Raw genomic sequence first — 22,601 nt, 5'->3', positions numbered from 1 at the left:
AATTCAAATGGTTTAAAAAATTAATAATTTCCGTACTGAAATAGTATGGATAAGGAGTTTTTTGCTCCATTTTGTTGCTAAAATCAATAAAAATCAATACTATTAACGATTGATATGAATAAAGAAATATCCCCGAAACCAACTCAGTTCAGATGGACGATCTGCGTGCTTCTTTTTATTGCAACGACCATCAATTATATGGATCGGCAGGTGCTGTCACTCACCTGGAAAGATTTTATCGCTCCCGAGTTTCACTGGAATAATAATGACTATGGAAATATCACGGCGTTATTTTCTATTTTCTATGCCGTAAGTATGCTTTTTGCCGGGAAGTTTGTAGACTGGATGGATACTAAAAAAGGCTTTCTCTGGGCTATCGGAATCTGGTCTGTAGGAGCAGTTATTCATGCCTTTTGCGGAATTGCCACTTCAGGAGTTCTTACGGGAAACTGGCTGGTTGGTTTTCAGGAATCTAAAGACATTATCGGAAGAGTAGATAATGTGGGCGCCATCATCAGTACCAGTGTTACCTTGTTTATTTTTGCCCGTTTTGTGCTGGCCGTTGGGGAAGCAGGGAATTTTCCAGCTGCGATAAAAACTACTGCAGAATATTTTCCAAAGAAAGACAGAGCGCTGGCAACCAGTATTTTTAATGCCGGAGCAACGGTTGGAGCTTTAGCTGCACCGGTTACCATTCCTTTTATTGCAAAATCGATGGGCTGGGAGTGGGCGTTTATCATTATTGGTGCTTTAGGTTTTGTGTGGATGGGGCTTTGGGTATTCTATTACAAAAAACCTCATGAGCATCATAAAGTCAATGAGCATGAGCTTACTTATATTCAGCAGGATCAGGATGATTTTGCTAGGGAAGGTTCAACGGCATCAGAAAAGAAATTTTCCTTCAAAGAATGTTTCAGTTACAGACAGACCTGGGCTTTTGCTTTCGGAAAGTTTATGACAGACGGAATCTGGTGGTTTTTCCTGTTCTGGACACCGGCCTATCTGAGCTCTGTTTATAAAATGGATTCTACCCAAAGTGCTTTACCATTATTTGTTCTCTATATGATTACGTTATTTTCCATAATTGGAGGATGGCTTCCGAAGTACTTCGTGGAGAAGAAAGGAATGGATGCATATTCCGGAAGGATGAAAGCGATGTTGATCTTTGCTTTTTTCCCTTTACTGGCTCTTTTAGCGCAACCATTAGGCTCTGTTTCATATTGGATTCCGGTATTAATCATTGGAGTGGCAGGAGCAGCTCATCAGGCATGGTCAGCAAATATCTTCTCAACGGTAGGCGACATGTTTCCCAAAAAGGCGATCGCCACCATCACAGGAATTGGCGGAATGGCAGGAGGGATCGGTTCTTTTTTAATCAATAAATCATCAGGAGTACTATTTGATTATGCTCATAAAGCATGGACTACTATTGACGGAATGCCTTTGCTTGAGAAATATCCGCAGTACATCAATGAACGTTTACCAGAGAATTTTCTTCACGATCTGGAAAAATCCGGGGCTATAATTTCTGATGGAATTGATAAAGGATATATGATCATTTTCTCAGTTTGCGCCGTAGCTTACCTCATTGCATGGAGTGTGATGAAAACGTTGGTTCCGAAATATAAAGTGATACAATAGAGATGAACAAAAGGCAAAAAGCTTCTTTGCTGAGTAAACGCCTTTGCGAACGAAAGTAAGCGCAATTTTACAGGTCTTTGCAGACATTGCGTTACAACTCAAAAATATAGTAAGATTAGAAAAAATGGAAAATCAGATAAAACAAAAACTCAATCGTGAATTCTATGATTCTCAGGAAAAGCTTCCTATTAAAATAATACAGTTTGGAGGCGGGAACTTCATGAGAGGATTTACAGATTATATTATAGATCAGTTAAATAAAAAGACAGATTTCAATGCAGGAATTGTGAATGTACAGCCTACACCGGGAGGTTCTGTTCACAAGCTTGAAGAGCAGGATAATCTATACACTCTTTTTACGAGAGGAATAAAAAGAGGTGAAATTATTGATGAAAAACGGGTGATTTCTTCCATTCAGAAGTCCATCAATCCTTATACACAATATGACGAATTCCTCGCTTTAGCAAAAGAAGAAGAATTGGAATTTATCTTTTCCAATACCACAGAAACCGGGATTGCTTATGATGAAACCGAAAACTATCATGCCGGACCACACAAGAATTTTCCGGCAAAACTGACGGTTTTATTATACGAAAGATTTAAGCATTTCAATGGTTCACCGGAAAAAGGTTTGAGAATCATTCCTTGTGAACTGATTGAAGACAATGCTTTAGCTTTAAAAAATATCATCCTTCAATATGCCCAACACTGGAATTTAGAAGAGGGTTTTGTGCAATGGATTGAACAATCTAATTGTTTTCATAATACATTGGTAGACAGGATTGTTCCTGGTTATCCAAAAGACGATGCAGAAACCTATGAAGAGCAGTTGGATTATGAAGACCGGATGATGGTGGTTTCTGAAGTGTTTTTACTTTTTGTCATTCAGGATGCTAAAAATTTAAATGAAAGAATTCCTTTTGATCAAATTAATGAACAGATTCTGGTGGTAGATGATATTCAGCCGTATCGTGTCAGAAAAGTAAGAATTCTGAATGGTGGGCATACTTTGATGCTGGCTCCAGCCATTTTATCAGGAAAAGAAACGGTAAAAGAATCCATTGATAATCTTTTCATCGGGAAGTTTTTAAAAGATACCATTTTCAATGAAGTCAATCCAACTTTAGGATTGGATGAGAATGAATTGAAAGATTTTGCAGAAGAAGTTTTCGACAGATTTAGAAATCCTTTTATTAAACATCATCTGGCAAGTATCGCTTTATATTTCGTATCTAAATTTAAAGTAAGAGTCCTGCCAAGTTTATTGAAATATGTGGAAACTAATCAAAAATTACCGCTTAATCTAACTTTCTCTTTAGCGGCTCTCATCAGATTCTATCAGGGGAATTTTGAAGGCAAAGCACTTCCATTGAATGATGAGCAGACAATTACTGAACGTTTCAAAGAAATCTGGGTAAACAATGATTATGAAAAAGTAGCAGAATTTGCCTTAACTGAAACTTCTTTCTGGGATATGGATCTGACAGAAGTTGAAGGCTTGAAAGACGCTGTAGCAAAAGCTTTGTGGGAAATTGATCATCACGATGCAGAAACAGCGTATCACCATTTTGTTCAATTCTATTCTTAAAGATTATGCAGAAGAAAGTATTGAAGGTAAATCCCAAAGATAATGTTGCCGTAGCTCTGGTTGATCTTTATCAGGGTGAAACGGTTACTTTGGATCATTTGACCTATGAAATCATAAAAGACACGAAGGCCAAGCATAAATTTGTCACGGAAGAGCTTTCGGAAGGTGATGCCATTATCATGTACGGTGTTTTGGTAGGAAAAGCCAGCCAGCCGATTCAAAAAGGTGAAGTTATCACGACAGAAAACGTAAAACATCAAAGCGCAAAAGTAAAAGGTAAAACAGAAACAACTGCCTGGACAGCTCCAAATGTAGAGGAGTGGAAAAACAGAACATTCATGGGATATCACAGAGAAGACGGACAGGTAGGAACAGAAAATGTATGGCTGTTTTTTCCTTTGGTTTTTTGTGAAAACAGGAATGTGGAGATTTTGAAAGAGGTTTTTGAAAAAGAACTCTTATTCGAAAAAGTGACAAAACATCAGCTTTTGCTGAGATCTCTGGTCAATAATTCAGATACGGAAATCATTGCTGAAGAAGATCAGGATGGGCGTATATTTAAAAATATTGAAGTTAAATTCATCACTCATCAGGGCGGCTGTGGCGGAATTCGTCAGGACGCTGAAGCTTTGGGACGTTTATTGGCAGGATATGTTAATAACCCGAATGTAGCCGGAGCAACTGTTTTGAGTCTCGGTTGTCAGAATCTTCAGGTTCAGATTTTCAAAGATGCTTTGGAAAAGATCAGTCCTGAGAATAAAAAACCGATTATTGTGTATGAACAGCAAAAATCCGGAACAGTAGATGAAATGCTGAGCGGGATCATCAAAGATTCTTATGAAGCGATTAAGAAAGCGAATGAAATTCAAAGAAAACCGGCACCCATTTCAAAACTGGTATTAGGATTAGAATGTGGTGGTTCGGATGGCTTTTCAGGAATTTCTGCCAATCCGGTTTTGGGGCAGCTGTCAGATTTAATGGCAGGAATTGGCGGTGCAACTATTCTTTCAGAATTCCCGGAACTATGTGGAGTAGAGCAGGAGCTGGTGAACCGTTGCGTGAATGAAAAAGATGCAGAAAGATTTTTACAGTTGATGAAAGACTTTGAAGAATCAGTCGTTGCTGCAGGATCTGGTTTTGATATGAATCCGTCACCGGGGAATATTAAAGATGGATTGATCACTGATGCCATGAAATCTGCAGGAGCGGCTAAAAAAGGAGGTTCATCGCCTATCAATGATGTTCTTGATTTTACGGAATATATTAATAAACCGGGATTGAATTTATTGTGCACACCAGGAAACGACGTAGAGTGTACAACAGCTTTGGTTGGCTCGGGCTCCAATATCGTACTATTTACAACAGGCCTTGGAACTCCTACCGGAAATCCTGTCGTTCCTGTAGTGAAAATATCATCCAATACTTCACTTTCAGAAAGAATGCCTGATATTATCGATTTCAACACGGGAGATGTGATTACAGGGGAAAAGACAATTGACGAAAAAGCAGAAGAGCTGCTGGAATACATCATCAAAGTAGCCAGCGGAGAAATAAAGACCAAAGCTGCCATTTTAAATCAAAACGATTTTATTCCCTGGAGAAGAGGAGTTAGTTTATAAAATGTTTTTTTAATTATAAATATTAATTAGGGATGAAAATGCTTTCTACATGGTAGGAGGCATTTTCTTTAATATAAGAACCGCTAACATTTACATCAATAGGAATGGGCTACTATCCTGAGCGTAGTCGAAGGAAGCCCGTTTAATGAAAATAAATACGATCATTGGCTTTAGCCAAAACTTAAATATAGAATAATTTAGATTCTTCCTTCGTCAGAATGACAAACAGGTTGTTGGTGGCTTGTGTGGCATATCTTAAAGGAGTACACTAGTTGACACAGTAATTTTACATCAATAGGAACGGGCTTTAGCCCGTTTAATGAAAAGAAATATCATCATTGGCTTTAGCCAAAACTTATAAATAGAATATATTTTAGATTGTTCCTTCGTCAGAATGACAAACAGGCTGTTGATGGCTTACGTAAACAGAAATACTATTTTCTCTTAGAAGACTTCCTGATATAAAGCTGTGGCGTAAGCACCACCTTTTTCTCAATAGAAACTCCGGAACCGTTTTCTTTGACGCTTTCTAAAAATACCTGTCCCGCCATTTTTCCCATCAATACAGGCGTTTGGTCAACAGAACTGATCGGAAGTTCCATAAATTGGGTAAAAGGCTCATTGGAAAATCCGATGATAGCCACCTCCTGAGGGATTTTGATGTTTCGTTTTTTCAATTCCTGGCAGGCACCTAACGCGGCAAAATCACTGGACGAAAATATAGCATCGGGAACAGATTTTTTACTCCAAAGTTTTTTGATAGCTTCTGTGCCTTCTTCAATAGAACTGCCTGTAAAAATGATATTATCCTCTTTTACAGGAAGGTGATGATCTGCTAAAGCCTGTTTATACCCGTTAAGACGGTTCTGATAAATTTCAAGGTTAAGATCTCCAGCAAAATGGCATATATTTTTATAACCTTCCTTGATGAGATGCTCCGTTGCCATATATCCGCCTCGATAATCATCAATAGTTACCGTGCTAATCCCTGAAATATCTTTTTTACGGTCAAAAAAGATAACCGGTGTATTGGAAGTATCTATAATGCTTTGGATATGGCTGATGTCTGTTGTTGTTTTGGAAACAGACATAAAAATACCATCTACCTGAGCATTCAGCAACGTATTAAGCTGTCTTTTTTCAATATTTACATCTTCGTGGCTCTGACAGATGATCACATGATAGCCGAGTGGGGAAAGTTCTTCCTCAATTCCTCTGATCACCGATGAAAAGAAATTGGTATTGATATACGGAACAATGATTCCTACGTTTTTGGTTTCACCGCTTTTTAAAGCTTTGGCAAGGTTGTTCTGCTTATAGTTCATTTCCTTGGCCGTTTTGCGAACCAGCTCTTTGGTAGCCTCGCTTATTCGCGGGTGGTCATTCAATGCTCTTGAAACAGTTGCCACACTTACGTTGAGCTTATTGGAAATATCATAGATTGTGGCACTTTTCTTATTCATACTGATTTTTTCTGAGCGTTTTTATGAGGTCTGAACAGCAGACGTTATTGACGTAAATTTAATCAAATTATAGCTATTTGAAAGGAAAAAGATGCATTTTAAATTCCTTTTTTGCATATTTCAGATCTGTTCTGGTTTAATTGGATTTAAATATCTGATTGAGTGAATACTAGGTAATAGAAAAGCCGAAAGTAAAACTACTTCCGGCTGTATATTCTATTTTCATTTTATTATGGAATCAAAACAGCTCTTCCTTTGATCTTTCCGTTTCTCATTCGGTCATAAACTTCATTGGCCTGATCCAGATTATATTTTTCAATTTCAATATGAATTTTTTTCTGTCTTGCCAAGCCTACCACTTCCATAAGCTCAACTCGTGATCCCCAATAAGGATTCGTCATGCTCACTCCAAATGGAAGCCCGGACATGCTATACTGATAATGGCCGCCACCCAATCCAACAATAGTAAGATCACCATCCAGACTCACAATTTTAGTTCCAAGTTCAATGGTGGATGTTGCTCCTACAAAATCAATGACCACTTTAGCTTTTTTAATGCCTGTAATTTTCTGAATCTGCTCCGCAGCATCGGCATCTTTTGAGTTGACAGTAAATGTAGCTCCCAATTCTTTGGCAAAAGCCAGTTTTTCATCCGTTACATCACAGGCAATGATGGTACTGCCACTGATTTCTTTAAGGATCTGAAGAGCAACATGTCCAAGTCCTCCTACACCAATTACTACAACGTATTCATCAGGGGTTAATTTAGACAACGATCTTTTAATCGCAGAGTAAGGAGTCAAAGCTGCATCAGTAAGCGGAGCGGCAATCACAGGATCCAGATCATAAATAGGAACCAATAATCTTGAAGAAGGTACAAGCATATACTCGGCCATCCCTCCGTCTAATCCCAAACCACCTCCATAAGCCATTTCAGACTGATGGTCACAATAGTTTTCTTTAGATTGCTGACAGGGTTTACAATGGCCACATCCCCACGGACCATACACGAGAACGGCATCTCCTTTTTTATAGCCTTTCACATCCGGGCCTGCTTCTTCGATCCAGCCGGCATTTTCATGACCTAATGTGAATACTGAACCTCCTACAGTTCCTTCATCAATAATATGAAGATCTGAATGGCAAACCCCTGCTCCTCCAATTTTTAATAAGACTTCATCACCTTTAGGACTGGGTTTTTCCATATCATTGACCACACGGACATCTTTGTGCCCGAAAAAACGTACTGCTTTCATAATTGATTATTTTAAACTTATACCTTAAAAATACGAAAAATGATTCTAAATATCGATTGATTTCTATTATAATAAACTAATATATGTCAGTGAATTAAGGAGTATATTTTGATGTCATTCGCTTGAGAATTGTTAAATTAAAAAAACTTCTAATCATTTTATAACGGCATATGATTCAGATCATATCCGATGGAGTGAACACTTAATTATATTTGAGCATTGAAAATTTCATATTTCTGACAAATTACAGTATAACCTCTCAGTGATTCGGGAGGTTTTTTTTGTGGGGAAATTGAAAAGGTATTCTTCTATAGTGTATTGATTATAATTTTTTAAGTATCAGTTTTATTCTCCTATTTCATACATTCCACCAATCTAATACAGAAGATTTCAACACTTTATTTTTATTGATTAAATAGCAGCGGAAGCAAAATCAGAAAAAAGTTTCAGAATTACAAATGACAATGTTATCGGTTAAAACAAACCAAAGTCAAAGTTCAACAATATAGATCCACTTCAATACATATTGAAAAATAGGACAAACAAAATCTACACAAATGCAATTTTATATCTACAGGATTGTTTTGTTACTTCATTAATGATCACTGTAGATTTGCTAAATCAGAAGAAGTACTGGTAAACACTCACAGCTTATGTCTGGTCATTTCAATGTATGATATTCTGGAAAGCTTATAGATCAGTTTGATTCTGATCTTAAGTAAGGAGATCTGAAGTGAGGAGTATCATCAATTACTTTTCAGCAAAACGATGGCTTTAAAACAAATGTTGAACCCGATTTAATCATTTAAAATTAATCGATCCGATAATAAAAAATAACATTTTTTCATGTTATAATTCATTTGGTTGTATCCCCGGAGAGATCCGGGGATTTTTTTGTTGTAAAGTCTTGTCAATGTTCCAATAATACTTTTTGAGGTACTGTATCACATAAACATATCCTAAATTAATTTGACAAAAAGCACCATTAAAATCTACAGAGCTATAATTTATATCTACAGAATTGTTTCGTTATTAGCTGATTTGTCATTGTAGATTTGCCCCATCATAAAAGGTACCTGATGAAACGCACTGTTTATTAATTGATAAATCAATTAAAAATTATCTCAGAATGAAAAAAACGTATTTTCTACTTCTTTTAGCATTTTCATGTTTAAGCTTTGGGCAAACTAACAATACCTGTTCAACGGCCACCCAGGTCTTGCAATTGCCTTATACCTTTGATCAGACAGACGGGGTAACATCTCCAAATGATGGATTTGTAACTGCTTGTACAGATGGAATGAATGATGGACTTTGGTATTCTTTTACAGGTGATGGAGGTTATGTAAGTATTAAAGCCACTACTATCTCAGATTGGAATCATCAGATTGGGATATATACAGGGAGTTGTACTGATCTGGTATGCAGTGGAACAGCAAATAGTGAAGGAAAAGGCGTGGGAAAAGTTGAAACACTTACCATTTCTACTGTACCGGGAACCATCTATTATGTAAATGTAGGTCAATATTCCGGGGGCACAGACTCACCGGAAGGAAATTTCAAAATAGAAATAAGCAAGGTGGACGTATTTCTTGCACCCACTAATGATAAATGTTCAACAGCTACGAAGGTTACTCAATTGCCCTATGCATGGCCTCAAATCAATGGTATTTATGCTGCCAACGATGGCTTGATAACTGCTTGTTCAGATGGAATGAATGATGGTCTTTGGTATTCTTTTACAGGAGATGGAAATAATACAACTATTAAAGCCACTGCTATGTCTGACTGGGATCATCAGATAGGAGTATATACTGGGGCGTGTACTGCTCTTGTATGTGCAGGAACAGCAGATAATGATGATGAAGAGGGAAGTGTCGAAACGATCACTATTCCTACAATAGCCGGAACTACCTACTATGTAAATGTTGGTTATTATGGTGACTCTATTGATCATACAGAAGGGAATTTCACTATTGAGATTACTAAAGAAGCTTCATTGGCAACTAGTGAGACTTCAGGTTCAAAAGCAAACAACTCTGTTAAATTATATCCCAATCCATTCAAAGATGTTTTACATATTTCTGATATCACAAATATAAAGTCAGTGTTGATTTATGATATGTCAGGGAAGCTGATTAAAACTATAGACAAGCCTGATTCTGTTCTTTATTTAGGAGAGTTAAAGCAAGGAACATATTTAATTACGTTGCAAAAAAAAGATGGCTCCAAACAAACGTTGAAAGCGATTAAAATAATTTAATAGTAATGTCTGTTAATACAAAATAGCATATTTTTGTGTTATAATTGATTTGATTTTATCCCCGGAGAGATCCGGGGATTTTTTATAGCTTGTGGTAAAAGTCAATGATGAAAGTTGCCATAGTGTACTCCTATTCAAATATCTCCTGACAAATTTCTAAATTAATTTGTTAATATTATAAAATGACCTATTTTTAGTATTTTATTGCCAAAATACGATTAAATGCCAAAAAAAATTATAAGAAATCTCAAAATTGGAGTAGTGATTTCTTTGATGCTTCTGATTGCTAGTTCCATAGCATCTTATATCAGCATCCATAAGCAGATGGAGAATAGGAAAGACTTACTAAAAAATAAGGAATCTATAAGCTTAGCAAAAGATATCTTAAGCACTCTTTTAAATGCTGAAACGGGAAACCGGGGCTATCAGCTTACCGGAAGAGAAAATTTTCTTGAACCTTTCAATAAAAGCAGGAGTGAATATCCGATGCTTGTTTCTGATAGAGGTAGACTTCATCTTAGAGATAAAGACCAGATTAATGTCCTCAATGAATTGCTGCATACTTCAGAAATGATGATGAAGGAATATGCATTGCTTATTGAGAATCGTAAAAAAGGAATAGTGATGAGTCCGGAAGAACTTGTACAAAACAAGGAGGCTATGGACAGATGCCGCACGCTCGTTCAGAAATTTGTAAAACAGGAGGAAGCTCAACTTGCCATAAAAAATGAAGATCTGAACAAGTCTTCCGAGTTGACCGTGTTGTTCATCGTTTTTTCTGCCATGGCCGCCATTGGGGTAACAATTTTTGTTTATATACAACTAAAATCTGACCTTATCCGTCGTGGGAAGTTGGAAAAAGATCTGTTTAACACTAAGGAAATGCTTGAGGAAACAAGCTTAGTAGCCCAAGTAGGAGGTTGGGAAGCCAATATGAAGACCGGAAAGCTCTTCTGGTCTCAAAGTACAAGAGAAATTCACAAACTGAAAGATGATTTCGAGCCGACTTTCGACAGTGCCCTTGAATTTTACAAAGGGAAGAGCGGAGAGAGAATAAAATACCTTTTTAACAGGGCAATACAACAAGGAATTACTTTTGATGAGGAGCTCCAGCTTTTGCGTAATGATGGCGTAATGATCTGGGTAAGAGTAAAAGGGATTCCCGAATTTGAAGGTGATAGCTGCAAAAGGGTTTTCGGAATCATTCAGGACATCGATGCTTTCAAAAAGATGTTTCTGGAGGTTACCCGGAAGGAGGCTATCATGCAGTCTTTTGCCACTGATGTTCCTGTTCCTTTGGCTATGTTTGATAAAGACCTTAACTATGTTGCTGTAAGCAACAAGTGGAAAGAGGAATTTAGTATGAATAATGTAGATCTTATTGGTCATAATCTTTTCACGATATCCACTAATATTCCTAAAGAAAGAAAAGAGATTTATGACAATGCGCTGTTGGGAAAAACGTATATCAACGGTGACTATACGCTAAAGGTAGAAGGAAAAGAACAAATTCAGCATTATGACCTTAAAGTCGGTCCATGGTATCTTACAAAAGATGAAGTAGGGGGAGTAATTATTTCCATACAGAATATTACAAATGCTGTAAAGATAAATGAAGAACTGAAAAATGCCAAGGAAACAGCAGATATAGCCAGCAAAGCAAAATCCGAATTTCTTGCCAATATGAGTCATGAGATCAGGACTCCTTTAAACGGAGTCATTGGTTTTTCAGATCTTCTCCTCACGACACCACTGAATGAAATACAGATGCAATATCTGAATTATATCAATGAATCAGGGGAAAACCTGCTCAGTATCATCAATGATATATTGGATTTTTCTAAAATAGAATCCGGAAAAATGGAACTTTTGATTGAAAAATGTGATGTTTACGATATGTTGAGTCAGGTTATCAATGTTATCATTTATCAATCCCAGAAAAAAAACATTGAACTTCTTCTCAATATTGAACCGGGCCTTCCAAAAATACTTTTTATGGATGAAGCAAGGTTAAAACAGATCTTGATCAATCTTCTTGGGAATGCTGTGAAATTCACAGAAAAGGGAGAGATCGAGCTAAAAGTAGAGAAATTGCGCATGGATGATAATACTGTTACTTTGCGTTTCTCAGTTAGAGATACAGGGATCGGAATCCCTGTTGAAAAACAGAAATACATTTTTGATGCCTTTACGCAGGAAAACAGTTCCATCAGTAAACAATATGGTGGCACGGGTCTGGGGCTTACTATTTCGAACAATATCCTTGGATATATGGGAAGCCATTTGTCCTTGAGCAGCACAAAGGAAAAAGGTTCTGTATTTTTCTTTGACATTGAGATTCCTTACGAGATCTCTCAATTGAAAGAGGAGGATGAAATTACTATTAAAACAGCCCTGGTGGTTGATGATAATGAAACCAACAGGATCATTCTTGAGCACATGCTTAGCTATAAGAATATCAAATCCACCTTGGCTTCTAATGGGATGGAAGCATTAGAAATCTTGTTGAAAGGAGAACGGTTCGATGTGATTCTGATGGATTATCATATGCCTCTGATGTCCGGATTGGAAACAATTGATAAAATGACAGGGCTATTCAATCAGCGAAAAGAGACTGCTCCATTTATAATACTTTCTTCTTCTTCTGAAGAACTGAGCATATTTACCTCGGTGAGGAAAATACAAAATGCACATTTATTGTTGAAACCTATCAAATCACATGAACTGTACAAAACCTTAAAAAAAGTAGATCGAAGTTATACCGTAGAAATTAGTAAGGATCAGTCTGAAAAAGTTTCGCATTTAATTGCCCCGGAATTAGAAGTGCTTTTGGTTGATGATAATGTTGTGAATATGGTCCTGAATAATAGAATGGTGAAGGCTATTGCTCCCGGTATACAACTAACGGAAGCGGTCAATGGGCTGCAGGCTTTGGAGGAATGCAGGAAAAAGCAGTTTTCCATTATCTTGATGGATGTGCAGATGCCGATAATGAGCGGTATTGAGGCTACACAAAATATCAGAATGCTGCCGGGATATGAACATATACCTATCATCGGCGTTACAGCCGGAAATGTTCTCGGAGAAAAAGAAAGGTGCCTTGAAGCAGGAATGAATGATTTTCTTCCCAAACCTGTAAGAAAGGCAGACCTTATTGAAGTACTCAAAAAATATATTAGTGTCCAGAATTGATGAAAAAATAGTGCCCGATTTCTTTTGTTAATTAGATGACAATATATTTTGAATGTAGTCATGATATTATTTAATTAATAAAAAGCAGCTACCTAAGACTTTTATGATTCGCGTCATAAGAAGATTTTTATTATTTCACCATATTTGGAATAATAAAACTATCCATGAAATAAGGACAACATAAAAATTTGTGAAACTAAAAATTACCAAAGATTATGATAGACTTATTTTCACTAAAAGGCAAAAGGAAGGACATTGTCATAATGTACTTTAAGAAAAAGATGTATAGACTGATCGATAAAGGCAGATGGATTACAGTTATGATCTACAAATGGTATAAAACGATGACCATATCCTGTTTGGTTTCCAATGATCTGGTTTGTTTAATTATTGTCAGAACCAGGATTACGCCGTTTTACGAAAAGTATACAGTACTGTAGACTCTTATTGATTTACTGATTCTTACTTAGGATACCACTTGGATAACACAAAATTAGTGTTATCCCGGTGAACCGTATCCATGAACATCCACTGTTACAACACCAAAACACCAAAATCTTTTAATATGAAAACGCAAACAATTTCTTTTACAGGAAAACTTTTTATTGTGTTAATGGCTTTCCTTACTGTATTTTTAGTTAGAGGGCAGGTTGGGATCAATACAACAACTCCTCACCCTAGCTCTATTTTAGATCTTAATTCCACAACCCGCGGACTTCTGCCTCCCCGTCTGACAACATCTCAGAGGATTGCAATTGTTTCGCCTGCGGATGGATTAATCGTGTACGATACTACTCTCAAATTGCTTTATTATTATGCTGCTAATACTGCAGCGTGGTATCCTGTTGGAACTAATACCTCCGAAAGATTAAATTTTAAACTCATAAAGTCTACTGATGTTTTAGCTACGGTACTCGCAGCGGAGCTAAGTGCAGGAGGAGGGGCAAAGTACCTTTTGAATGCTGATACATTATATGAAATTAATGGACAGATAGTTTTTGACAAACCGATAGAGCTTAATAATGCTTATATACATGGGCTTGATACGAATAATGATATTATTGTCAGGACCACCGGAAATATTTTTGAAGGATCTACAGGTGGCAGTATTAAGAGCGTTACCCTTAGTGCAGCATCCGGAAATGTTTTTAATATATCAGGTACTGCTACCCAGAACCTTATCTTCAGAGATAGTGTAGTAGCAAACTCGAGCAATGTGGGAATCATTTCCGGGCTTGGACTGGTGTTTCTTAGTATTATCCAGTTTGTTGGAAACAGCAATGGTATTACCTATAACAATATCGGACAGCTGCTTCTCAGCAATATGGGATGGGCGGCTAATAATTCAGGGACCTATGAAAAGCTTACGGGAACCTTTACATCGGTTGAAAAACAGGGAGGATTCAGCCAGGTCAATGGCTCTGCCATCGGTTTTGATGTGTCAACAATCGGACTTACCATTACAGGAGATGCGGTGATAGAATCCGTTGTATTTACAGGAACCAATACAGCAGGATATGTAAAGCCTTATACTACAGGAACGTATTCAGGATATAATTTTAATAATAGCTGGACGGTAAGAGCAGCAGGACTTCCTACTGAAGCGGATACTAATGCAGTCGGAGATTTTTCAGTAGATTATACGGTGGGGACGGGAATAGGTGTAAGCTTTAACAGTTCTAATCCCAGCAATATTGTAAAAATCGGTACTGCTTCATCTGTTTCTACTTCTTCAAATCTTTTCAGATTTACTACGGATGGGGTTCCTAACAGACTAAAGTACGTTGGGAAAAAGAAAAGAATTTTCCAGGTAACAGGTTCTGTGTCATTCCAGGTACCTGCAGCCGGAACTTATATTATCTATATCGCAAAAAACGGAACTGCAATCAGCCAGTATAAAGTATATGGACGAGGAGCTGCTATAAATGATATTGTGGTAGTACCTATCAACGGTACAACCGAATTATCCACCAACGATTATATTGAAATATTTGCACAACGTTATACAGGAATAACAGGGGATATCGTAGTACCTAATATGACAATAACAATTAAATAATTGTATTATTTTCTGAACTTAATGATACACACCATTTAGAGGGTTAAAAAATATAACCGCACGGTTAAAAATGTAATTCTCTTGAATGGTTCAGCATAACCGATATAAAAAACATTTTTTATATCGGTTATGCTATGTAAACGTAATTGTATTCCAATTCCTATTTGTTTACATTTCGGGATCTTCCGTGCAGGTTATGTGCACTGTCTGAAACTGCAGCATTGATATTGCCCGTACCATTACCCGTATTATTATTACTGGTTTTTCTTCCTCCGACATGAGTCTTTGTATTAATACTGTCATTGCTTGTTGTAATGCTTTGAGTATCCCCGCCTGTTGAAACTGCAGTATCTGAGTGATTTTTCTGGGAGTAAGCGGAGTCGTTAACAGACACATTATTTGTTGTCTCTTTTTTTGTACAGGCCGAAATAATAAAACCTGCTGCTGTTATTGATAAAAATAATTTTTTCATAAAATATTGTATTGGTGAATGAGTCGAAAATCAAATTTCGAAATTTAACATTAGTAATGATATGAGCACGATCATAATAGTACAGATCTTGAAGATGGATTTGAAATGATAATAAAAAGACATTAATATATTTAGTAGAAAGTGTAAGCAGATGCCACAACTTAAAGGTACCACATGTACTGTGTAAAAGTTATACATGTTCCTGGAAAAATGGTTAAATGACCATGATGATTTTAAATAATAAACAGGCAGTCAGATTGTGACGGACAGCATTTGTGGCCCCGCCGGGAATCGAACCTGGATCTAAAGTTTAGGAAACTTCTATTCTATCCATTGAACTACGGGGCCAGGTTTGAATCATAAAATTACAAATTTTAAATGCAGCAAAGTGTTGGGTGTACGTATTATCGCACAGAGAACCAGAGATACTTGAGACAATTTTTTTATTGAGTTGAATAAGTGTAATTTTCAGAAAGCTTTATTTAAAAGGGGATATGGATAAAAGAATCTGCCCTTTAGAGGCAGATCCAGTAGATAAATACATCTCATTTTTTTAATTAGACAACAATAAAAAGCACAGCCGACAATGCTGTGCTTAAATTTTTATTTCAAATTTAATTGCAATTTCAAGAGTAGTAAGAAAAGCAAATAAAGTTTCCACTTCGATGTTTATTACATAGTAAATGTAGTAATTATTTTAATACGAAATATGAATTAAATGTTAAAATTCACAAGTTATCCACAAAAAAATGTGGATAACTTGCGGAGCTTTCTAAAATTACTGTTCAGAAAGATATTTTAAGACAAAATCATTCAGCGTTCTTTCCTCTTCACATGTCACTTTTTTATTCATATTTCCATCAATAGTCATATAATATTTCTTCATGAAAAACTATTCCATCATACAGAATAAAAGAATGATCTCAGTTCATCTGCAAATATATAAGGTAATTCCAGGGCGGCAAAATGACCACCTTCATTCATCTTTTTAAAGCTGGTGACGTTCACAAAACGTTCTGCCCATTCTTTGGGAAACTGAGCCTCACGGGGAAATACAAGTACTCCTGCAGGAACATTGCTTTTTTGATGAACCTGTCCACCGCTCCATAAAGCTGCTGCATCTTCTTTGTACATTCTGGCAGAAGATCCTATGGTTTGTGTTACCCAATAGATCATAATATTAGTAAGGAGTTCATCTTTTCCTCCGAATGCTGCTTCAATCAGTTCAGGTGGTGCGCCTGCATTGGTAAAGCTTATGATCCAGGCTGCCAGCCCGACAGGAGAGTCATTGAGACCATAGGCCAGCGATTGAGGCTTGGTAGACTGTACCATAGCATAAGCACCTTCACTGTACCACCATTGCTGAACAAACTGTGCGAATTTCTGTTCCTCTTCACTCATTGTTGTGAAATCTTCCTGGCCGGTAGGATAGCCGACATCTGTAAGGTGAACGGATTCCAGTACTTCAGGGTATTTTGAAGTCAATGCTTTTACGACTCCCATTCCGATATCTCCTCCCGCAGCACAGAATTTTTCATAGCCAAGCACTTCAGTCATCAGTTTTTTCCACAGATCTGCCACCTTCTCACTGCTGACCGCTGTTTTATCAGAAAAGCCAAACCCAGGAATGGAAGGAATAACAAGATCAAAGCTCTGTTCACCTTCCGTAAGCAGTGGAATAATTTTATGAAAGCGGTAATAGCTGTCTGGCCAGCCATGCGTAAGGATCAGCGGTTTAGGATTTGAGCCTTTTCCTCTGATGTATTGAAAGTGAATTAAAATTCCGTCAATCCGGGTGATATACTGTGGATGCTGATTCAATTGCTGTTCGTGCATCTTCCAGTCGTAATCATTGATCCAGTATTGGACAAGTTTTTTCAGGTAGGCCTCGTTGGTTCCGTAGTTCCAACCGGAGCCTTCAGGTTCTCCCGGCCAGCGGGTATTTTGCAGACGGTTTTTGAGATCAGTGATAACCGATTCAGGGATGTTTACTGTAAAGGGTTCCATATTATGATATTTTATTGGTGTAAAGTGGATTGGACGGAATGTATTGATAGTAAGTTAGTTATCAAAGTTAAAAACTTTCTCTTTTAATATGTGTTGTCAAAATCATAAATTTTTGATTTTTTAATGATGAAAAATAGGTAACTTTAATTCATTAAAATCTCGTAATACATATTACTATGCGTCAGGTTCTTTTTAACCTGAACATCTTAGGTTCAATTTTCTGAACCCAATATCTTTATTATATCATATCTAAAAGCAAAGACAATACGTCATTTGCAGTATCTACAGTCATCAGCGGTTGATCTGCTATTGATTATTGATAATTAATAATTAAAAAAATCATTATGAAAACCTATAAAATTGCCATCATCGGCGGAACCGGAAAATCCGGACAATATCTGGTACAAAACCTTCTTGAGAAAGGATATCACCTTAAACTTTTACTAAGACATCCTGAGAATTTTACTCTCCAAAATCCATTAATTGAAGTGGTAGAAGGAGATGCAAGGGATACAACAGCGATCGATCAATTGATTGAAGGAACTGATCTTGTGATGAGTACTTTAGGACAGCCAAAAGGTGAGAAGTCTATATTCACCGATGCTGCAAAAAATATCATCAAAACAATGAATCATTATGGGATTAAGCGTTATATTGTGACGACTGGTCTCAGTGTAAATACAGCATCTGATCATAAAAATGAAAGCGTAAAAATGGCTACAGACTGGATGTACCAGAACTATCCTGAGACCACAACGGATAAACAAAAAGAATATGAAATTCTTCAGGAAAGCAATCTTGACTGGACTTTGGTAAGACTCCCTCTGATTCATCTTACAGAGGAAAAATTTCCAATAGAAACAAACCTCACAGACTGCAAAGGTGAAGGGATCAGTGCTGCTGATCTGGCGGAATTTTTGGCTTCTCAGGTTCAAGATTCTGAGTATATCAGGAAAAGTCCGTTTTTGTATAATGTGAAAGAGTAAAGAATATATAAAGAAGAAACTGCCACAGTTTTGTCATTCTGAATGAAACGAAGTGTAATGAAAAATCTCATATCATTGGTTATTAATGAGATTCTTCCTTCGTCAGAATGACAATTGTGGCAGTTTTTTATTGGGTGTTAAGATTTTCTATTTCTTACGTCCATACATCAGGATGCGCTTGAATGCACAGATAGCCGGATATTTTGTAAACCTTTTTGCGATACGCGATTTAAATTCGGAGATGAAATTTTCTTTCTGTTCTCCTTCCAGACGCTCCAAATAAGGCAATAATGCTGTACCTGAAATAAAGGCGTATAAGGCTTCGTGATCATCTGCAATGATGGGGTAGACCTTCTGAAATATTTCAATATCCTGAATTCCGTTATCAAATAATATCTGGGCATAATCGTCCATTGAAAGCACTGGTGAATCACGGTTAAAATGATTTAACTGCGACTTGTAAGGCTCTTCATCTGCCATTTCTGTTAGAATCTGATTCAGGATATTTTCCTTCTGAACGGGCATTTGTATGGCTAACTGTCCATTCTGTGAAAGTAATCCAATGATTTTAGGAAATAAAGTTTCGTGATCATCAGCCCACTGTAAAGCGGCATTACTGAAAACAAGATCCCATTTCTGATCAGACTGTGCTGTCTCTTCAATGGTCTGAAGCTTAAAATGCAGATTTTCCTTTTCAAACTTCTTTGATTTCTCAAGCATTTCTGCTGATGAATCTATTCCCAAGAATGTAGAGCCTGTGAGTTTTTCCGTAAGAATAGAGGTCTGTTCTCCGGTTCCACAGCCTAAATCAATAGCTTTAATATTGTTTTCGGGCTTGATTAACGCTGCTAAATCATAAAAGGGTTTGTAACGTACATCTTTGTATTGATCATATAATTCGGGATTCCAGGGCATAAATAATAATTTTGTAGTGGGTTGATAAGTTGAATAAAGATAAGTAATCTCAATAAAAAACCGGCTGTTTTTAAAACAGCCGGTTTTTTATTGTTCAAGTTTTTCTTTGATGTATTTTGCCGTATAAGACTTTTTATTTTTAGTCAGATCTTCGGGTGTCCCTGCAAATACAACCTCGCCGCCATGTTTTCCAGCTTCCGGGCCGATATCGATAATATAATCGGCACATTTGATGATGTCAGGCTGATGCTCAATAACAATCACCGAATGTCCGAGATCGATCAACGCCTGTAATGACTTCAGTAATTTCTGAATATCGTGGAAGTGAAGCCCCGTGGAAGGTTCATCAAAAATGAATAACGTTTTATCCGTGGTTACTCCTTTTACAAGGAATGAAGCCAGTTTCACACGCTGTGCCTCACCTCCGGAAAGGGTAGAAGAGCTTTGTCCCAGCTGTAAATAACCTAAACCTACTTCCTGCAAAGGTCTCAGCTTCGTTACGATCTTTTCTTCATTATTATCTTTAAAGAATTCCAATGCTTCATCTACCGTCATATGAAGAATGTCAGAGATGTTTTTCTCATCAAATCTTACTTCAAGGATTTCATTTTTGAATCGTGTTCCTTTACAAACCTCACATTCAAGCTCAATGTCTGCCATAAACTGCATGGAAACGTTAATCACCCCTTCTCCTTTACATTCATCACATCTACCGCCATCCACGTTGAACGAGAAATGTTTAGGCTTATAACCCATCATTTTGGCTACTTTTTGTTTGGCAAAAAGATCACGGATATCATCGTAAGCCTTTAAGTAAGTTACAGGATTTGAACGGGATGATTTTCCAATCGGGTTCTGATCAATCAATTCAATATTTTTGATCAGTTTCTTCGGGAATTCTACAGCATCATAATCTCCTTTTTTACCACCCATTCCAAGTTGGATCTGGATGTCATTGGTAAGGATTTCTTTCATCAAAGTAGATTTTCCACTTCCTGAAACTCCGGAAATTACAACCAGACTTTCCAGAGGAACGTCTACATCTATATTTTTAAGATTATTCTGACGCGCTCCTTTAATGTGAATCCATTCTTTTCCTTTTCTTCTTTTCTTCGGAACTTCAATCTCCAATCTTCCGGTAAGGTATTCTGAAGTAAGGGTGTTGGCTTTTTTCAAGTCTTTATAATCACCCGCAAATACCAGTTCACCTCCAAGATAACCTGCTTCCGGGCCAATATCAATAATATAGTCTGCCGCTCTCATCACATCCTCGTCATGTTCTACTACAATAACGGTATTTCCAAGATCACGAAGGTTTTTCAATACTTCGATCAGGTTTTCGGTGTCTTTAGAGTGCAGTCCGATAGAAGGTTCATCCAATATGTAAATAGAACCCACCAGAGAACTTCCTAAACTGGTTGCTAAGTTAATTCTCTGGCTTTCTCCTCCTGAAAGGGTATTGGACGTTCTGTTTAAGGTTAAATATCCTAATCCTACCTTTAATAAAAATTCCAGGCGGGTGGTGATTTCATAGATCAGTCTTTTGGCCACTTCTTTGTCATGATCTGAAAGTTTTAATCCATTAATGACAGGAGCCAGCTCATCCAAAGGAAGTTCAATCATCGATTGAATATTGTGTCCGTCTACTTTTACCCAGCTTGTTTCTTCACGCAGTCTCAATCCTTCGCACGTCGGACAAAGGGTTTTTCCTCTGTAACGGGAAAGCATTACTCTGTACTGGATTTTGTATAGGTTTTCTTCAAGCATTTTGAAGAAATTATTGATGCATGGGAAACTGCTCTTTCCGTCACCTTTCCAAAGGAAGTTTTTCTGTTCTTTGGTTAGCTGATGGTAAGGTTTGTGAATCGGGAAGTCACCTGCTTTTTTGATGAAATCCTTTTTCCATTCGCTCATGGTTTCTCCCCTCCAGCAGACAACGGCATCTTCGTAAACAGACAACGTTTTATTAGGAACTACAAGATCTTCATCAATTCCGATTACTTTTCCGTATCCTTCACATGCCGGACATGCTCCGTAGGGGTTATTAAAGCTGAAAAAATGAACGTTGGGTTCAAGGAACTCCATGCCGTCCAGCTCAAATTTATTGGAGAATTCTTTTACTTTGTCAGTATCTGTATTCTTTAGTGAACAATAGCCGCGACCTTCATAGAATGCCATTTGAATAGAGTCCGCAAGTCTCTGTAAAAAACTTTCGTCTTCTTCGTACGAGAAACGGTCGATGACAAGATTGATGGTCATTCCCTTTTCAGGAGTGAAACCAAAGCTTTCCAGATCTTCAATTCCCGCAACGTTTCCATTAATTTCAAGCCTTGTGAAACCTGCCAGTTTTAAAACATTTAAGGTTTCTTTGAAATTGTCAACATCATATTCCAGTGGAGCGGTCAATAGAAAAGAAGTATCCTTTTTAGACGCTTTAATAAAGTCAATCACATCAGAAACGGAATCTTTTTTCACTTCTTCTCCGGAAACCGGTGAAAAAGTTTTACCAATCCTCGCAAATAAAAGCTTCATATAATCGTAGATCTCTGTAGAAGTTCCCACAGTAGAACGCGGATTGGAAGAAATGACTTTCTGCTGAATGGCAATAGAGGGGGCGAGTCCTTTGATATCATCTACTTTTGGTTTTTCTAATTTTCCCAAAAACTGACGGGCATAAGAACTTAAACTTTCAACATACCTTCTCTGTCCTTCTGCATAAATAGTATCAAAGGCCAAAGAAGATTTTCCACTTCCTGAAACCCCTGTAATAACAATCAGTTTGTTCTTCGGAATCAGGACATCTATATGTTTCAGATTGTTAAGATGTGCATTCTTAACGAAAATCTGTTTTTTTATATCTATTTCTGTTGTATTAGCCATATTTTGTTTATTCATAAAAGTAACTGTAAAGCATTAAAACTTTCAGTATAATGGTGTTTTGCCTAAGAATCTTTCCAGGCTGTCATCAATTGAACTTTTACATAAATTCTGAATTCATCTGATATTTTGTCATCACATTCCCAAAGAATGCCCACAAAATTACTGCTGAAAAAAGAATGTTTTCATCGTAAAATTAAGACCCACAAAATTACGAAATTTTAGCGAAAAATTTACGCTTATCTTATTGTTAAAAATTGTTA

14 protein-coding genes and 1 tRNA gene are annotated in these 22,601 nt (G+C 37.1%); 8 read left to right on the top strand and 7 right to left on the bottom strand.

The window, feature by feature from the left end; translation table 11 throughout:
• Positions 1-114 precede the first annotated feature (114 nt).
• From RAH34_RS21930 to RAH34_RS21920, 3 genes are all read left to right on the top strand, one after another.
• Entirely contained in the window at positions 115-1,641 is a 1,527-nt protein-coding gene (locus tag RAH34_RS21930) for an MFS transporter (RefSeq protein WP_306597541.1), read from the top strand.
• A 124-nt stretch (positions 1,642-1,765) separates the two neighbouring features.
• On the top strand, positions 1,766-3,229 hold the full coding sequence (locus RAH34_RS21925; RefSeq protein ID WP_306597540.1) for a tagaturonate reductase: 1,464 nt from the start codon (positions 1,766-1,768) through the stop codon (positions 3,227-3,229).
• A 5-nt stretch (positions 3,230-3,234) separates the two neighbouring features.
• Complete coding sequence (locus RAH34_RS21920; protein ID WP_306597539.1) at positions 3,235-4,848, top strand: UxaA family hydrolase; 1,614 nt, start codon at positions 3,235-3,237, stop codon at positions 4,846-4,848.
• Positions 4,849-5,282: 434 nt separating this feature from the next.
• Here the strand turns inward: RAH34_RS21920 and RAH34_RS21915 are convergent, their stop codons facing one another.
• The gene (locus tag RAH34_RS21915) at positions 5,283-6,311 is read right to left on the bottom strand and encodes a LacI family DNA-binding transcriptional regulator (RefSeq protein WP_306597538.1); all 1,029 of its coding nucleotides are present in this window, start codon (positions 6,309-6,311) and stop codon (positions 5,283-5,285) included.
• A 230-nt stretch (positions 6,312-6,541) separates the two neighbouring features.
• Positions 6,542-7,567 carry an NAD(P)-dependent alcohol dehydrogenase gene (locus RAH34_RS21910; protein ID WP_306597536.1) on the bottom strand — a complete coding sequence of 342 codons (1,026 nt, stop codon included), beginning with the start codon at positions 7,565-7,567 and terminating at the stop codon, positions 6,542-6,544.
• A 1,129-nt stretch (positions 7,568-8,696) separates the two neighbouring features.
• Here RAH34_RS21910 and RAH34_RS21905 point away from each other — a divergent pair.
• From RAH34_RS21905 to RAH34_RS21890, 4 genes are all read left to right on the top strand, one after another.
• Positions 8,697-9,830, top strand: a complete 1,134-nt coding sequence (locus RAH34_RS21905; RefSeq protein WP_306597535.1) for a T9SS type A sorting domain-containing protein — start codon at positions 8,697-8,699, stop codon at positions 9,828-9,830.
• Between the two features lie 222 nt (positions 9,831-10,052).
• A complete protein-coding gene (locus tag RAH34_RS21900; RefSeq protein ID WP_306597534.1) occupies positions 10,053-13,022 on the top strand; it encodes a response regulator in 2,970 nt (989 codons plus the stop codon).
• 281 nt (positions 13,023-13,303) lie between these two features.
• Positions 13,304-13,462 carry a hypothetical protein gene (locus RAH34_RS21895; protein ID WP_162800968.1) on the top strand — a complete coding sequence of 53 codons (159 nt, stop codon included), beginning with the start codon at positions 13,304-13,306 and terminating at the stop codon, positions 13,460-13,462.
• 125 nt (positions 13,463-13,587) lie between these two features.
• Positions 13,588-15,081, top strand: coding sequence for a hypothetical protein (locus tag RAH34_RS21890; protein WP_306597533.1), 1,494 nt, complete (start codon positions 13,588-13,590; stop codon positions 15,079-15,081).
• Positions 15,082-15,241: 160 nt separating this feature from the next.
• On the opposite strand, the gene RAH34_RS21885 is transcribed toward RAH34_RS21890, so the two are convergent.
• From RAH34_RS21885 to RAH34_RS21875, 3 genes are all read right to left on the bottom strand, one after another.
• Positions 15,242-15,553 (bottom strand): hypothetical protein, encoded by a 312-nt coding sequence (locus RAH34_RS21885; RefSeq protein ID WP_306597532.1) that lies wholly within the window; start codon positions 15,551-15,553, stop codon positions 15,242-15,244.
• A gap of 276 nt (positions 15,554-15,829) precedes the next feature.
• Positions 15,830-15,901: transfer RNA gene (locus tag RAH34_RS21880), tRNA-Arg, on the bottom strand.
• A gap of 552 nt (positions 15,902-16,453) precedes the next feature.
• Entirely contained in the window at positions 16,454-17,560 is a 1,107-nt protein-coding gene (locus tag RAH34_RS21875; protein ID WP_306597531.1) for an epoxide hydrolase family protein, read from the bottom strand.
• Positions 17,561-17,904: 344 nt separating this feature from the next.
• On the opposite strand from RAH34_RS21875, the gene RAH34_RS21870 reads away from it, so the two are divergent.
• Positions 17,905-18,546, top strand: a complete 642-nt coding sequence (locus tag RAH34_RS21870) for an NAD(P)-dependent oxidoreductase (protein WP_306597530.1) — start codon at positions 17,905-17,907, stop codon at positions 18,544-18,546.
• A gap of 147 nt (positions 18,547-18,693) precedes the next feature.
• Here the strand turns inward: RAH34_RS21870 and RAH34_RS21865 are convergent, their stop codons facing one another.
• Together RAH34_RS21865 and uvrA are read right to left on the bottom strand one after the other, a co-directional pair.
• Positions 18,694-19,461: a methyltransferase domain-containing protein gene (locus RAH34_RS21865; RefSeq protein WP_306597529.1), complete on the bottom strand. Its 768-nt coding sequence runs from the start codon at positions 19,459-19,461 to the stop codon at positions 18,694-18,696.
• An 87-nt stretch (positions 19,462-19,548) separates the two neighbouring features.
• The gene (uvrA, locus tag RAH34_RS21860) at positions 19,549-22,341 is read right to left on the bottom strand and encodes an excinuclease ABC subunit UvrA (protein WP_306597528.1); all 2,793 of its coding nucleotides are present in this window, start codon (positions 22,339-22,341) and stop codon (positions 19,549-19,551) included.
• Positions 22,342-22,601: the final 260 nt, after the last annotated feature.

This window comes from Chryseobacterium sp. WLY505, from assembly GCF_030846215.1.
Taxonomy (GTDB): Bacteria; Bacteroidota; Bacteroidia; order Flavobacteriales; family Weeksellaceae; genus Chryseobacterium.
Note: the sequence above shows the minus strand (reverse complement) of the source record. Positions and strands in the feature narration are given on the sequence as shown.